Below are 14776 nucleotides of genomic sequence, written 5' to 3' on the forward strand. Positions count from 1 at the left end.
TTCAGCGTTTAGCGTTTGTAGGTGTTGGGGACGAAGGGCGTGGCGGTGACCTTGAGCGGCAGCCGCTGGCCGCGCACTTCGGCGAAAACGGTGGTGTCGAGCGCGGAGAGCGATGTCGGCAGATAGCCCATCGCAACCGGCGCATTGAGGCTCGGGCCGAAGCCGCCCGAGGTCACCTTGCCGATCGGCTCGGTCGAGGCCGGATCGGCGAACAGCATGGCGCCTTCCCGCACCGGCGCGCGACCGTCGGGCTTCAACCCGACGCGGCGGCGGGCAGCGCCTTGCGCAAATTGTGCGAGAATCTTGTCGGCGCCCGGAAAACCGCCGGCGCGGGCGCCGCCGCTGCGGCGAACCTTCTGTACCGACCATTCCAGCGCGCCTTCGACCGGGGTCGTCGTGGTGTCGATGTCGTGGCCGTAGAGGCAAAGCCCGGCCTCGAGCCGCAGGCTGTCGCGCGCGCCGAGCCCGATCGGCAGCACGTCGGGATTGTCCAGCAGCGCGGTGGCCAGGGCTTCCGCCTTGTCGGCGGGCACTGAAATCTCAAAACCGTCCTCGCCGGTGTAGCCTGAGCGCGAGACGAAGCAGTCGATGCCGGCGACAAGGCGGGGGCCGGCGTCCATGAATTTCATCGAACCGACATCCGGGCAAAGTTTCGCGAGCGCCGGTTCGGCTTTCGGCCCCTGCAGCGCGATCAGCGCGCGGTCGGCCAGCGACACGATCTCGCAGGTGTCGGAGAGATGCGCGCGCAGATGCGCCTCGTCCTCTTCCTTGCATGCGGCGTTGACCACCAGGAAGAGGCGGTCGCCGAAATTCGCCACCATCAAATCGTCGAGCAGGCCGCCGTCATTGTTGGTGAATTGCGCGTAGCGCTGCCGTCCCGGCGCGATGCCGACGATGTCCTGCGGCACCAGTTTTTCCAGCGCGAGCGCGGCGTCGCCGACCTTGCCGGACTTGGCCCTCAGCACGAGCTGTCCCATGTGGGACACGTCGAACAGGCCGGCTTCCTTGCGGGTGTGCAGGTGCTCCTTGAGCACGCCGGCCGTGTATTGCACCGGCATGTCGTAGCCGGCGAACGGCACCATCTTGGCGCCGCGCGCCAGATGCAGCGCGTGCAGCGGGGTCCGTTTCAGCGGGGAAGTTTCGTGCGCAAGCATCACAGGGCCCTCGCAGTTCCCGCCGGGGACCCATTTCCCCTTGAGAAACCTGCAGAAAGCCCCATCTGTCGCTGTGCCTGAGAGTATTATCCCGTCGGCGGACGCAATCGGGGAGAACCCCAGCGCCTCTTTCCAGATGTCAGACGTCACGCGGTCCTTTTGCCTGAGAGTTTCCGGGGCGGTTGCTCCTTCGGCGCCGGCGGCAAGGCCGGTCTCTCCCGACGTGACGGGGTAACAGGTAGGTAGAAAACACGGCGCCGCCAAGACTGTCAACGCAGCTGCAACAACTATCCAATGGGCTTTGTGCTGCCGCGGCAAGCCCATGATCCGCCTGCACAGTTTCTGGACACCGCAGCTGGCAATGTCTAAAAGCGTTCGGCCGGAAAATGACGCCTTTTTGCGGCTGGCCGGCCCCTTTTTCCGATTGGATGAACATGAGCAGCGTCAACGACATCAGGTCGACATTTCTGAACTTCTTCAAGGAGAACGGCCACGAGATCGTGGCCTCGTCGCCGCTGGTGCCGCGCAACGACCCGACCCTGATGTTCACCAATGCCGGCATGGTGCAGTTTAAGAACGTCTTCACCGGCGTCGAGAAGCGCAGCTATCAGCGCGCCACGACGTCGCAGAAATGCGTCCGCGCCGGCGGCAAGCATAACGACCTCGACAATGTCGGCTACACCGCGCGCCATCTCACCTTCTTCGAGATGCTCGGCAATTTCTCGTTCGGCGACTACTTCAAGGAGCGCGCGATCGAGCTCGCCTGGAACCTGATCACCAAGGATTTCGGGCTGAAGAAGGACAAGCTGCTCGTCACCGTCTACCACACCGACGACGAGGCGGCCGGCTACTGGAAGAAGATCGCCGGCTTCTCGGACGACCGCATCATCCGCATCCCGACCTCGGACAATTTCTGGGCGATGGGCGACACCGGCCCGTGCGGTCCGTGCTCCGAGATCTTCATCGACCGCGGCGAGCACATCTGGGGCGGACCTCCCGGCAGCCCGGAGGAGGACGGCGATCGCTTCCTCGAGTTCTGGAATCTGGTGTTCATGCAGTACGAGCAGGTGACGAAGGAGGAGCGCGTGGCGCTGCCGCGTCCCTCGATCGACACCGGCATGGGCCTCGAGCGCATGGCCTGCATCCTGCAGGGTGTCGAGAGCGTGTTCGAGACCGATCTGTTCCGCCATCTGATCGATGCGGCTTCATCGGCGCTCGGCCATGGGCCGAACGCGCAGAACGTGGCATCGTACCGGGTGATCGCCGATCACCTGCGCTCCTCGGCGTTCCTGATCGCCGACGGCGTGCTGCCGTCGAACGAGGGCCGCGGCTATGTGTTGCGCCGGATCATGCGCCGCGCGATGCGCCACGCCCAGCTGCTGGGCGCGAGCGAGCCGCTGATGCATCGCCTGGTCTGGGCGCTGGTCCGCGAGATGGGGCAGGCCTATCCGGACCTGGTGCGCGCGGAGAAGTTGATCGAGGAGACGCTGCAGCTGGAGGAGACCCGCTTCCGCAAGACGCTGGTGCGGGGCCTGTCGATCCTCGACGAGAAGAGCGCCGGCCTCAAGAAGGGCGACATGTTCGACGGCGACACCGCCTTCACGCTGTACGACACCTATGGCTTCCCGCTGGACCTGACCCAGGACGCGTTGAAGTCGCGCGGCATCAGCGTCGACCAGGCCGCGTTCACCGACGCGATGAACCGCCAGCGCGAGAAGGCGCGTGCCTCCTGGGCGGGCTCCGGCGAAGCGGCCACCGAGACCATCTGGTTCCCGCTGCGCGAGAAGCTCGGCGCGACGGAGTTTTTGGGCTACGAGACCGAGAGCGCCGAAGGCGTGGTGACGGCGCTGGTCAAGGACGGTGCCGAGGTCGGCGGCCTCAAGGCCGGCGAGAGCGGCGCGATCGTGCTGAACCAGACGCCGTTCTATGCGGAGTCGGGTGGCCAGGTCGGCGACGTCGGCATCCTCACCGGCGAGGGCGTCAAGTTCCGCGTCACCGACATGCAGAAGAAGGCCGGCGACCTGTTCGTGCATGTCGGCACGGTGGAGCAGGGCACCTTGAGCGTCGGCACCGCGCTGCAGCTCGAGGTCGACCACGCGCGCCGGTCGGCGATCCGCGCCAACCACTCGGCGACGCATCTGCTGCACGAGGCGCTGCGCCAGGTGCTCGGCGACCATATCGCGCAGCGCGGCTCGCTGGTCGCGCCCGATCGCCTGCGTTTCGATTTCGTGCATCCGAAGCCGATCACCCCGGAAGAGCTCGCCCGGGTCGAGGACATCGCCAACGATGTCGTGCTCGAGAATGACGACGTCACGACCCGCATCATGGGGGTCGACGACGCCCGCGAGGCCGGTGCGCGCGCGCTGTTCGGCGAGAAATATGGCGACGAGGTTCGCGTCGTCTCGATGGGCAAGAGCGCCCGCGAGCACGGCCAGAACGCGCTCGGCTGGTCGGTCGAGCTCTGCGGCGGCACCCATGTCCGCCGCACCGGCGACATCGGCCTGATTTCGGTGACCAGCGAGAGCGCGGTCGCCTCCGGCGTTCGCCGCATCGAGGCGCTGACCGGACATCACGCGCGCAAGCACGCCAATGACACCATGATGCTGGCGAAGACCGCGGCGGCCGAGCTGCGCACCTCGATCGAGGATGTGCCGGCGCGCATCGCCGCCCTGATGGAGGAGCGCAAGAAGCTCGAGCGTGACCTGTCGGATGCCAGGAAGAAGCTCGCGATGGGCGGTGGCGGAGCGTCGTCGAACGGTGCGGCCTCCGGCGTGCGCGAGGTCGGCAACGTCAAGCTGCTCGCGCGCGCGGTCGAGGGTGTCGAGACCAAGGACCTGAAGAGCCTGGTCGACGACGGCAAGAAGCAGATCGGCTCCGGCGTGGTCGCGATCGTCGGCGTCACCGAGGACGGCAAGGCCGGCATCGTGGTCGGCGTTACCGCCGATCTCACCTCGCGCTTCAACGCGGTCGAGCTGGTGCGAAAGGGCTCGGAGGTGCTCGGCGGCAAGGGCGGCGGCGGCCGGCCCGACATGGCGCAGGCCGGCGGCCCCGACGGCGCCAAGGCCGACGCGGCGCTGTCGGCGATCGAGCAGGCCATGACTCAGGCATCGGCTGGCGCCTGACGGAGAGGCTGATCGTGGCGACGGCTCCCGGGAGGCCCACGATCAGCGATCCCGGGTTGCGCGAGCGTCTCTACGAGCTGCTCGAGCAGGACCACCTGCCATATTCGGTCGGCTCGCGCTTCGTCCGGCTCGTTATCGCGATCATCACCGTCGATGTGCTGGCGGCGATCCTGGCATCGGTGCCGGAGATCGATGCCCAGTTCTGGTGGTTGTTCACGGCGATCGAGATCGCCGCCGTGATCGCCTTCGCACTGGAATACGCGGCGCGGCTCTGGAGCGTGGTCGGCCGCTCGCTGCGCGACATGACGCCGTCGCAGGCGCGGCTGGAATACGCCTGCTCGGCGCTCGGCGTGATCGACCTGCTCGCCTTCCTGCCGTCGGCGATCGCGCTTGCGGTCGGCGACAAGACCGCGCTGGTGCTGTTCGGCATGCTGCCGTTCCTGAAGCTGGTACGCTATTCGACCGCGATGCGCTCGCTGCTGGCGGCGATGCATGCCGAGCGGCGCACGCTGTTCGGCTGCGTCGTGATCCTGACCGGCGCGGTGTTGCTGTTCGCGTCGTTGCTCTATGCCATCGAGCACAAGGTGCAGCCGGACAAGTTCGGCACCATGCCGCAGGCAATGTGGTGGGCGATCGTGACGCTCGGCACCGTCGGGTACGGTGACGTCGTCCCGGTGACGTTGCTCGGCCGCATCGTCACCGTGGTCGCGATCGTGGTCGGCTTTGCGATGATCGCGCTGCCGGTCGCGATCATCTCGACCGCGTTCGCCGACGAGGTGCGGCGGCGCGACTTCGTGGTGACCTGGGGCATGCTGGCGCGGGTGCCGCTGTTCTCGCATCTTGGCGCGGCCGAGATCGCCGATATCATGCGGCTGTTGCGGTCGCAGACCATCGAGGCCGGCGAGATCCTGGTGCGGCGCGGCGATGCGGCGTCATCGATGTATTTCATCACCGCGGGTGAGGTCGAGATCGACCTGCCAAGCCAGCGGGTGCGGCTTGCCGACGGCACGTTCTTCGGCGAGATCGCGCTGCTGCGCCGGACCAGCCGATCCGGCACGGTGACGGCGATGCGCAAGACCAAGCTTTTGCTGCTCGATGCGCAGGACTTCCATGCCCTGATCGAGCGGATGCCGGCGCTTGCCGCGCATGTCCGGGAGACCGCCGAGGCGCGGCTTGCCGATCCGCTCGCGGCCGGTGGCGACCTTGCCGCCGGTGAAATCGCCCAAGCGCCGCACGAGACTGACGGCGGTATCCGCGATTAGAGCATGGTCCGGAAAAGTGTGAAGCGGTTTTCCGAAAAGATCACGCTCAAACAAGAAGCTAAAGCGCGATGACGATTCAACCCAATCTCATCGCCTAGTCGCGGCGCAGGAACACGTAGTCCGCCGAATACGCTGCGCCCTTCAATGCGCCGGCCTTGTCGCAGGCGCCGCTCAGCTCGCCGCCGGAGGTGTTGATCCGCTGCACAGTGGCGACGCTGGTCAGCAGGCCCTTGCCGCGATGGGAGATCACCTCGAGCTTCAGCCAGGGAATGTCGTTTGGCGTCGCGCCGGGCGCGCTGCCGGCATTGCGGGCGGTCACGGCGCTGCCATCGACATGTTCCCAGTTCGGACCCGCATAGTGCCGGCCGACCGTGCGGCCATCGGCGATCAGGGTGGCGACCGGCTCGCGGAACGACCAGGCGAGCTTGCCCTCGGTGACCGGCTTGCACTCGTAGACCTGGACGCCCTCGGCATGGGTGGTGAGGACCGCAGTCTCGTCGGGCGCCGCAATCGGCTCGGGCAGGGGATCGGCAGCGAGTGCCGCCGACCCGGTGAGCAGGAACGATGCGAGCGCAACGGCTTTGACAAGGGCCATGATCACGCTCGCACCTGTTGTCCGGCTACGGCGGCCTCAGGCCGCCATCGCCTTCCCGAGATTGTCGGCGACCTTGTCGAGGAATCCGGTGGTCGAGAGCCAGCGCTGGTCGGCGCCGACCAGGAGCGCGAGGTCCTTGGTCATGTAGCCCTCTTCAACGGTCGAAACGCAGACCTTCTCCAGCGTGGTCGCGAACTTGGCGAGCTCCGGATTGTTGTCGAGCTTGGCGCGGTGGGCGAGGCCACGCGTCCAGGCGAAGATCGACGCGATCGAGTTGGTCGAAGTCTCCTTGCCCTTCTGGTGCTCGCGGTAGTGGCGGGTCACCGTGCCGTGGGCGGCTTCGGCTTCGACCGTCTTGCCGTCCGGGGTGAGCAGCACCGAGGTCATCAGGCCGAGCGAGCCGTAACCCTGGGCCACGGTGTCGGACTGCACGTCGCCGTCATAGTTCTTACAGGCCCAGACATAGCCGCCGGACCACTTCAGCGCCGAGGCCACCATGTCGTCGATCAGGCGGTGCTCGTAGGTCAGGCCCTTGGCGTCGAATTCCTTCTTGAACTCGCGGTCGAACACCTCCTGGAAGATGTCCTTGAAGCGGCCGTCATAGACCTTCAGGATCGTGTTCTTGGTCGACAGATAGACCGGGTAGTTGCGCATCAGGCCGTAGTTGAACGAGGCACGGGCGAAATCGACGATGGAGTCGTCGAGATTGTACATTTCCATCGCAACGCCCGGACCGGTCGTCTTGAACACTTCCTTCTCGATGACGGTGCCGTCCTCGCCGACGAATTTCAGCGTCAGCACGCCCTTGCCGGGGAACTTGATGTCGGTGGCGCGGTACTGGTCGCCGAAGGCGTGGCGGCCGATGATGATCGGCTTGGTCCAGCCGGGAACCAGGCGCGGCACGTTCTTGCAGATGATGGGCTCGCGGAAGATGCAGCCGCCGAGGATGTTGCGGATGGTGCCGTTCGGCGACTTCCACATTTCCTTGAGGCCGAACTCCTTCACCCGGGCCTCGTCCGGGGTGATGGTGGCGCATTTGACGCCGACGCCGACCTTCTTGATCGCGTTGGCGGCGTCGATGGTCACCTGGTCATTGGTCGCATCGCGGTATTCCATGCCGAGATCGAAATACAGCAGTTCGACATCCAGGAACGGGTTGATCAGCTTGTCCTTGATGTACTGCCAGATGATCCGGGTCATCTCGTCGCCATCGAGCTCGACGACGGGATTGGATACCTTGATTTTTGCCATGACGGAGAGGCCCTCTTGGGAACAGCGCGCTTTTGACCGCGGGATGGTGAAATACGCCTGCGCTATAGCACCGCCTGGACGCGGGCGGAAGCGGACCGGTTATGCACTTTAAGCCCATCTTTTCAGCTAAAATGGGACCTGAGTGGCCGTCCCCGCGACGATATACCAGGTCACGAACGGGCCGGCGATCAGGGCCCCCGGCAGACTCGATCCAGTCCGCCGCCAGGTGAAGGTCGCAATCACGGCGACGATCGCGAGCAGCGGCACGAACTGGATCGCGACGATGGTCGAGAGCGGCACGAAACCGGGGTCCGGGAGCGGGTTGAACAGCTTACCGGTCAGCCACATCGTGCCGTATTGCAGCACCAGCAACACGATGAAACCGAAGGTCAGCGCCAGGATGTTGGTGAGGTACAGCGCCCCGCGCGGCGCATCCATGGTCGAGAAATTCCGGTGCAGCACGTGCAGCGCCACCACGAAGAACGCCGTGAACGGAATCAGATAGATCAGGAAGATGAGGAATTGCTTCGCGCTCATCAACTTCAATGCGACGATCCAGAACCTGAAGTCGATCTTGAAGGCGAGGTCGGCGAGCCAGAGCGCGGCGTAACCCGCCGCAACCGAGATCAGCGCGATCACGACGGATTGACCGACGAGGCCGGCCCGGCTGGCCCGCTTCGGAGCGAACCGCATCAGGGCCAGCGTGATCAAGAGGTTGATGGTGGCCCAGACCAGGATCTGGTTGGTGATGCCCTGGGGCAGGAATGCGCTCGGGGTGACGAAGGTGCCGCCCAGCGCAAAAGCGGGGTAGTAGGTCAGCGCTGGGATGAAGGCGGACAGGATGAATGCCGTGGTCCAGCGCCGCCCGCTCGCGGCCTGATGCGGCGGCATGGTGCCGTCGGCGACCGCCGGCAGCCGCAGGCGGGAGAACATCGATGCCTCCAGCAGCCCGTCGAATGTTCCGATCACCAGCGCAACGAACCCGATGAGGGCGATGAGCGTGCCGATCTCCTTGCGGAACCAGATCTGGTCGCTGGCCGGGCGCGGGGTGCCGCCCTTCAATGTCTTGGCGAACCAGTCGAGGCTGTAGCCGATCGCCTCATGCGAGATGTGCTCGGCCGGATGGGTCATCGCCGGGGTGTACAGCACCCGCGCGGTGCCATTGGCCGGATCGCCGTAGACCTTGCCCGGCTCGACCGCGCCCTGCGTGCCGAACAGCGCCCAGAGTTTTGGGCTCGTGGTGACGTCGCGGGCGAGGTCGACGCCCCACATCAGCGTGGAGAACTCCTCGTACTGGGCGAACACCAGCGCGGTGTTGCGCGGCCAGCTCGTGGTACCCTCGGCGGCGAATGGCTTGCCGGTGGAGGAGCCTTCGAGGACCATCGACTTGTAGTCGTTGGGCATGGCTGCGGCCGCTGCCAGCACGGTCCAGCCGCCCATCGAATGGCCCTCGAGCCCGATATTCTCCTTGTCGACGAAGGGCAGGCTGCGGAGATAGGCAAGCCCGTCAGGTCCGCCAAAGCCGTTGGCGAAGGAGGGCGGGTCGCTGTAGCCGTGGCCGGTCTGGTCGAGCGCCAGCACCACATAGCCGCGGCGCGCGAACTCGATGGCGAAGCCGTCCTGGGTCTCGCGCGAATTGATATAGCCGTGGACGGCGAGGATGCCGGGTGCCGGGATCTGCGGCGTCGCGTTCGGCGGGATGTAGAGCAGGGCGCTCATGGTGTTGCCCTTGGCGCCCTTGAACCTGACATCCTCGATCCGGATGCCGCCCGCGGTCTGCGTGAGGTAGGCGAGCAGGCCTCCCGCCACGATCAAGACCACGCCCACAATCGCCAGCGTCCATCTGCCCCGCATTGTCCCCCCAAGGTGTCTCGCCGTTCAACCGGCGTCTCAAGCGTGCCTTTACAGCTTCGCTTTGGTTGTGGTTGATAGCCTATCCGAAGGCCAAGCGCGCGCAAGCGGCAGCCCTCGCGCAGTGCGAATGGGACTCCGATTGAGGATTCGCAAACGCGGCTAACCCTGTTATCTCCTTGGAGAAAATGGTCGCGCGCAAAACCGGTGCAAAGCTGGTTGCGCCGTCCTGCATGAGAGTTTGAATCAGCCGCTTCGGAAGCTGATTCAAAATCTCCAGACGTTGAATCAGAAAGTGAAGTGAGATGTCCGGCACCGACAAGACCAAGGCAGGGCACGACCTTGCCGGTCCCGTCGTCATCCTGGTCGAGCCGCAGCTTGGCGAGAACATCGGCATGGCCGCGCGCGCGATGGGCAACTTCGCGCTGACCCGAATGCGGATCGTCAATCCGCGTGACGGCTGGCCGAACCTTGCCGCCCAGCGCGCCGCCGCCGGCGCCGACCACATCATTGGTTCCGTCGAGCTGTTCGACACGGTCGAGCAGGCGATCGCCGATCTCACGCTGGTGTTTGCCACCACCGCACGTGCCCACGACCAGGCCAAGCCGGTGGTCGGGCCGGAAGGCGCGGCGGGCGAGATCGTCCGCCATGTCGCATCCGGCGGCGGGGCCGGCATCCTGTTCGGACGGGAGCGCTCCGGCCTGACCAATGAGGAGGTCGCGCTCGCCAACCGCATCATCACCTTCCCGGTCAATCCGGGGTTCGCCTCGCTCAACCTGGCGCAGGCGGTGCTGCTGATGGGCTATGAGTGGTTCAAGCTTTCGACGGCGGGCGCGCTGCCGTTCGCGATGCCCGAACGGTCCGAGCCGGCTTCCCAGCACCAGATGCAGGCGTTCTTCGACAACCTCGTCGCCGAGCTCGACAAGGTCGAGTTCCTGCGACCGGCGGAGAAGCGCGACACCATGCTGGTGAACCTGCGCAACATCTTCACCCGGATGGACCCGACCAAGCAGGACATGCACACGCTCCATGGAGTCGTGATGGCGATCGCCGAGGGGCGCAAGGGGCCGGCCAAGGGCGGCGTGCTCGACGGCGCCCAGGCAACCCGGCTACGGGCGCTGCTCGCCGAGCAGGGGCAGGGCGGTGCCGCCGCCGACAGCTCCAGCACGGTGCGCGGCCTCGCCCGGCTGCTCCGCCGCAATCCGACCGACGCCGAGCGGATCCTGTGGCAGGCGCTGACGCGGGACCGCCGCTTCGCCGGCCAGTTCAAGCGCCAGACCCCGGTCGGCCGCCACATCCCCGACTTCGTCTCCTTCGTGCACCGGCTCGCGATCGAGCTGGTCAATGCCGGCGAGAGCGACGCCATCGGCATCGACCGCGCCAAGCGCAGAGCCTGGCTCGAGGCGCGCGACTATCGGGTGATCGACATGCAGGTAGCCGATGTCGAGCGCGACCTCGACGTCGAACTGGCGCGGCTGGAGGGGAGTTTGCGGCAGGGGCGGTGAGCTTTCGCCGTTATGCTGATCGCCTGATGGCGTCGAGATTGATCGCGACCTCTCCAAACGTCTTCCCGGCTTTCGCCAGGACGACACCCTCATCGTAGCGCGAGCTTTGAGTCACACGCCGCACTCTCGCGACATGCGACTCGGACTTGACGTCGATTTGCCCGACGGCCCTCTTCGTTAATCAGGCCGCGCTGTAGCCGCCGTCGACCACCTGCGATGCGCCCGTCATGAAGGATGCCTTGTCCGAGCACATCCAGACCACCGCCTCCGCGATTTCCTCTGGGACCCCAAGGCGGCGTGCGGGCACCTTGGCGATGATCTCGTCGTAACGCTCGTCCATCGTCTCCTTGGTCATCGGCGTCTTGATGTATCCGGGATTGACGCAATTCACGCGGATGCCGTCCTGGGCATATTCGATCGCCGCAGACTTGGTCAGCCCGACGACACCATGCTTGGTCGCGACATAGTGGGCTGATGTCGCTAGTCCGACCAGCCCGGCGATCGAGGCGGTGTTGACGATCGCGCCGCCGCCGCCCTGCTTCAGCATCTGTGCGACCTCGTATTTGAGGCACAGGAACACGCCCATCAGATTGACCGAGAGCATCTTCGCCACCGAAGCCTGGGTGAGTTCATGGATGCGCTGGCCGGGCGGTCCGACGGAGCGCCCGGCAACGCCCGCATTGTTGAACGCGGAATCGATCCGCCCGAACGCAGATACCGTGCGTGCCACCATGTTGGCGACATCGGTCTCGTCGGTGACGTCACCTTGGATCGCGATCGACTGGCCGCCTGCGGCGTTGATGAGCGCGACCGTCTCATCGATTCCGTCCCTCGACAGGTCGGACACCGCGACGCGCGCGCCTTCGCGCGCCATGGCAATCGCCGTTGCCCGGCCGATGCCGGAGCCACCGCCTGTCACCAATGCCGCCTTGCCGTCCAGAATACCTGTCATGACAAACTCCTCCCGCGCTTTGCTTCGATTGCGATCAAGCCTTCGAGATGCCGCCGTCGATGACGGGTCCCAGCGGCTCGTAGCGTTCGCCGCTGAAGCGCGTCAGCTGCAATTGCTCGAGCGGATAGTAGTCGGTCGGCGAGGTGTTGATCTTGATGCCCGGCAGCAGCATGTCGGATTCGACATCCCTGAGGTTCGCCGCCTGCTTGATGATGTTTTCCGACGAGACGTCGTCGCCGCACTGCTTGAGCACCTGAACCAGGATCTGGCTGGTGAGATAGCCGGTGACCGCGTAGATGTCGTTCCTGGCGGCCGCCGGATCGTATTTGTCGAGGAATGCGCGCCATTTCTGGATCGCGGGATCGTTGTCCCAGGCCGCGTCGACGGGATCCTTCAAATAGGCACTCGAGATGATGCCCTTGGACTCGCCGAAGCCGGCTGCCTTCAGCGTCGAGCCGGCGGAGGAGGCGTTGTTGCCGATGTAGTGCGCCGGCTGCCAGCCGAGCTCGGCGATCTTCTTGATGCCTTGCGCCGCGAATTTCGGCGTGGTCATGCTCATGAACACGTTGGCGCCGGCGGATTTGCAGCGGACCACCTGGCTGTCGATGGTTGGATCCGCCGTCTCGTAGGACAGCTCGGCCACGATCGCGGACGTCTTGGCGCCGAGGCCGTCCTTGAAACCCTTCAGCACGTCGCGTCCGAAATCGTCGTTCTGGTAGACGATGCCGATCTTGGGATCGGTCTGTGTCGACAGGACGTGCTGCGCGAAGGCTCGCCCTTCGATCTGGTAGCAGGGCTGGAAGCCCATGGTGTAGGGGAAATTCTTGTAGTCGCCGAACTTGGTGGCGCCCGAGGCGATGAAGAGGTGCGGGACCTTCTTCTGGTTCATGTATTTCATGATCGCGGCATTGGTCGGCGCACCGAGCGGCGCGAACAGCACGTCGATCTCGTCGCCTTCAACCAGCTTGCGCGCCTGTTCCACCGTTTTGGCCGGGCTGTAGCCGTCGTCATAGGTGATGTATTTGATTATGCGGCCGTTGATGCCGCCTTGCTCGTTGATCATCTTGAAATAGCCGCCGGGCGTGCGGCCGATCGACGAATAGACCGCGGCCGGTCCCGAATAGGCGTCGATGTTGCCGATCACGATCTCGGTCTTGCCTTTGGCGATGGCAGGCGTGCCGAGCAGCAGCGTCGCCGACGCGGCGGTGCCCTTGATGAGATCACGACGAGTGAGCTGGGGTGAACGGTTCCTTGGCATTGTCATCCTCCGTTTCTTGTTGTTGGCCGTTTGGCATTATTGGCCGTTTGGCAGCCTCTGACGGGCATGTCGGCTCAAAGCATTTCACAGCCTCCGAGCCGGATCAAACCAGTCTAGGAGTGATGTGCGGCGGAACTTGTGTGCAGTCGCTATTGCCGGAAATATTCGCGCGGTGTCAGGGTCCGGCGCGGCAGATCGAATGATCCGCCGCGCCGGACGCCAAGATTGATCAAGCCGCCAGGGCCCGGCTCGCCGCGCCATCGCGCGTGCGGAGCTCGCGCAGCGGAAACACGCGATCGTACGCGATGTTGAAGACGAACGCGTAGACCAGATAGAACGCGACGATCGAGATATCCATCATCAGCGCGGCCCACAGCGAGACGCCGAGATACCAGGCGACGAACGGGATCAGCAGCACGATCAGGCCGGCCTCGAACAGCATCGCGTGTGCGACACGGATCGGCACCGTCTTGGCGACACGGCCGGTGACGCGGACCAGCGCGTGGTCGAAGCCGAGGTTGAACAGCAAGTTCCAGATCGTCGCCACCGTCGCGGAGACGACGCCGATGACGCCCATATGGGCGACCGGCTGATTGAACAGCCACGCGGCTGCCGGCGTGAAGATGGCGATACCGATCAGTTCGAACAGGACTGCGTGCCTGATCCGGTCGGAGAAGGAACGCATGGACATTTTGAAACCCCTTATTCTTGTTTGACGCGTTTTCTTCACGCGAACGGGTATCCGCTTCGCTTGAAAACGCTTTCGTCGTTGTGACCGGATTTCTATCTGATATTGTGGGATAAGAAAGTTAGGTAATATCTGGAAAAGAGATAGATGGCCGTCTCCATGGACCAGCTCGAATCCTTCGTGGCGGCGGCCGAGCAGGGCTCGTTCTCCGGTGCGGCGCGGCTGCTGAAGAAGGCGCAATCGGCTGTCAGCACCCACGTCGCCAATCTGGAGACGGACCTCGGGATTGCACTGTTCGACCGGGCCGGTCGTAATCCGGTGCTGACCGAAGCGGGCGCCCGGCTATTGCCGGAAGCGAAATTGATCCTCGATCGCCGCGAGCATCTGATCGGTGTTGCCAGCAGTTTCGAGGCGCATGTCGAGAAGCGCCTGGTGGTGGCGATCGACGAACTCTATCCGGAGAGCGCGGTCGGGGAGCTGTTCGCGGAATTCGCCGGGCGTTTTCCCCATGTCGAGCTGGAACTGCTGTTTCCGATCATGGAGGACGTCAGCCGCCTCGTACTCGACGGCAAGGCCGATGTCGGCGTGATGTGGCGGCAGGAGCAGCTGCCGCCCGAGCTCGGCTTCAAGACCATCGGCTGGGTGCCGCTGCAGCTCGTCTGCGGCAAGAACCATCCGCTGGCGCATGGAAGAGTGGATTGGGAGGAGCTGAAGCGGCATCGCCAGATCATGGTCACGGTGCGTAACGAAGGCACCGAGCGGCACCGGCTGCGTGTCGCAGCCGAGGTGTGGTGGGTCGAGAGCCACTGGGTGATCCTGCAGATCCTCAAGCAGGGCGTCGGCTGGGCGCTGATCCCGGCGCACATCATGGCGAGTTCGCCGGTGGCCGAGGACCTCGCCATTCCCGAACTGGAGTTCGACGAGGGCGCGCATCCCGTTGCGCTCGAAGTGGTCTGGCACAAGCAGCGGCCGGCGGGGCCGGCGGCGAAATGGCTGCGCCGCCGCTTCGCCACGCGACCGCCGATGCTCCGGATGTGACGGGACGGGCGCGTCGGACAACGTCGCTCGCCCCATGGGAGCTGACAGCTCGACGGCGATGTGTTGCCATGCGCGTTGCACTGACTGGACAGGGTGGAGA

Annotated in this window: 11 protein-coding genes and 1 riboswitch; of the genes, 4 read left to right on the forward strand and 7 right to left on the reverse strand. The window is 65.0% G+C overall.

The genetic code is table 11. The features are described 5' to 3' along the window. Positions 1-8 precede the first annotated feature (8 nt). A complete protein-coding gene (gene gcvT / locus AKN83_RS29960) occupies positions 9-1154 on the reverse strand; it encodes a glycine cleavage system aminomethyltransferase GcvT (RefSeq protein ID WP_050402037.1) in 1146 nt (381 codons plus the stop codon). 142 nt (positions 1155-1296) lie between these two features. After that, positions 1297-1385: riboswitch (glycine riboswitch) on the reverse strand. Positions 1386-1588: 203 nt separating this feature from the next. On the opposite strand from gcvT, the gene alaS reads away from it, so the two are divergent. Both alaS and AKN83_RS29970 read left to right on the forward strand, forming a co-directional pair. Further along, positions 1589-4276, forward strand: a complete 2688-nt coding sequence (gene alaS / locus AKN83_RS29965; protein WP_050402065.1) for an alanine--tRNA ligase — start codon at positions 1589-1591, stop codon at positions 4274-4276. Positions 4277-4287: 11 nt separating this feature from the next. After that, positions 4288-5538 (forward strand): cyclic nucleotide-gated ion channel, encoded by a 1251-nt coding sequence (locus AKN83_RS29970; protein ID WP_050402036.1) that lies wholly within the window; start codon positions 4288-4290, stop codon positions 5536-5538. A gap of 94 nt (positions 5539-5632) precedes the next feature. Here the strand turns inward: AKN83_RS29970 and AKN83_RS29975 are convergent, their stop codons facing one another. The 3 genes from AKN83_RS29975 to AKN83_RS29985 all read right to left on the reverse strand — a co-directional run bounded on the left by AKN83_RS29975 (position 5633) and on the right by AKN83_RS29985 (position 9238). Further along, positions 5633-6133, reverse strand: a complete 501-nt coding sequence (locus tag AKN83_RS29975) for a DUF3455 domain-containing protein (RefSeq protein WP_050402035.1) — start codon at positions 6131-6133, stop codon at positions 5633-5635. A 36-nt stretch (positions 6134-6169) separates the two neighbouring features. Then, the gene (locus AKN83_RS29980; protein WP_050402034.1) at positions 6170-7384 is read right to left on the reverse strand and encodes an NADP-dependent isocitrate dehydrogenase; all 1215 of its coding nucleotides are present in this window, start codon (positions 7382-7384) and stop codon (positions 6170-6172) included. 126 nt (positions 7385-7510) lie between these two features. Next, the gene (locus AKN83_RS29985; RefSeq protein ID WP_050402033.1) at positions 7511-9238 is read right to left on the reverse strand and encodes an alpha/beta hydrolase family protein; all 1728 of its coding nucleotides are present in this window, start codon (positions 9236-9238) and stop codon (positions 7511-7513) included. Positions 9239-9540: 302 nt separating this feature from the next. On the opposite strand from AKN83_RS29985, the gene AKN83_RS29990 reads away from it, so the two are divergent. Beyond that, a complete protein-coding gene (locus tag AKN83_RS29990; protein ID WP_050402031.1) occupies positions 9541-10740 on the forward strand; it encodes a TrmJ/YjtD family RNA methyltransferase in 1200 nt (399 codons plus the stop codon). Positions 10741-10921: 181 nt separating this feature from the next. On the opposite strand, the gene AKN83_RS29995 is transcribed toward AKN83_RS29990, so the two are convergent. The 3 genes from AKN83_RS29995 to AKN83_RS30005 all read right to left on the reverse strand — a co-directional run bounded on the left by AKN83_RS29995 (position 10922) and on the right by AKN83_RS30005 (position 13641). After that, positions 10922-11692: an SDR family NAD(P)-dependent oxidoreductase gene (locus tag AKN83_RS29995; RefSeq protein WP_050402030.1), complete on the reverse strand. Its 771-nt coding sequence runs from the start codon at positions 11690-11692 to the stop codon at positions 10922-10924. 34 nt (positions 11693-11726) lie between these two features. Beyond that, entirely contained in the window at positions 11727-12950 is a 1224-nt protein-coding gene (locus AKN83_RS30000; RefSeq protein WP_050402029.1) for an ABC transporter substrate-binding protein, read from the reverse strand. A gap of 229 nt (positions 12951-13179) precedes the next feature. Then, complete coding sequence (locus AKN83_RS30005; protein ID WP_172803644.1) at positions 13180-13641, reverse strand: PACE efflux transporter; 462 nt, start codon at positions 13639-13641, stop codon at positions 13180-13182. A gap of 144 nt (positions 13642-13785) precedes the next feature. On the opposite strand from AKN83_RS30005, the gene AKN83_RS30010 reads away from it, so the two are divergent. After that, positions 13786-14676, forward strand: coding sequence for a LysR family transcriptional regulator (locus AKN83_RS30010; RefSeq protein WP_050402027.1), 891 nt, complete (start codon positions 13786-13788; stop codon positions 14674-14676). Positions 14677-14776: the final 100 nt, after the last annotated feature.

This window comes from Bradyrhizobium embrapense (assembly GCF_001189235.2).
Lineage (GTDB): Bacteria > Pseudomonadota > Alphaproteobacteria > Rhizobiales > Xanthobacteraceae > Bradyrhizobium > Bradyrhizobium embrapense.

Bases quoted from the DNA above. Each gene is read 5' to 3' on its own strand.
- AKN83_RS30010 (WP_050402027.1), top strand. From the start codon at position 13,786: ATGGCCGTCTCCATGGACCAGCTCGAATCCTTCGTGGCGGCGGCCGAG.
- alaS (WP_050402065.1), top strand. From the start codon at position 1,589: ATGAGCAGCGTCAACGACATCAGGTCGACATTTCTGAACTTCTTCAAG.
- AKN83_RS30000 (WP_050402029.1), bottom strand. From the start codon at position 12,950: ATGCCAAGGAACCGTTCACCCCAGCTCACTCGTCGTGATCTCATCAAG.
- gcvT (WP_050402037.1), bottom strand. From the start codon at position 1,154: ATGCTTGCGCACGAAACTTCCCCGCTGAAACGGACCCCGCTGCACGCG.
- AKN83_RS30005 (WP_172803644.1), bottom strand. From the start codon at position 13,641: ATGTCCATGCGTTCCTTCTCCGACCGGATCAGGCACGCAGTCCTGTTC.
- AKN83_RS29980 (WP_050402034.1), bottom strand. From the start codon at position 7,384: ATGGCAAAAATCAAGGTATCCAATCCCGTCGTCGAGCTCGATGGCGAC.
- AKN83_RS29990 (WP_050402031.1), top strand. From the start codon at position 9,541: ATGTCCGGCACCGACAAGACCAAGGCAGGGCACGACCTTGCCGGTCCC.
- AKN83_RS29975 (WP_050402035.1), bottom strand. From the start codon at position 6,133: ATGGCCCTTGTCAAAGCCGTTGCGCTCGCATCGTTCCTGCTCACCGGG.
- AKN83_RS29995 (WP_050402030.1), bottom strand. From the start codon at position 11,692: ATGACAGGTATTCTGGACGGCAAGGCGGCATTGGTGACAGGCGGTGGC.
- AKN83_RS29985 (WP_050402033.1), bottom strand. From the start codon at position 9,238: ATGCGGGGCAGATGGACGCTGGCGATTGTGGGCGTGGTCTTGATCGTG.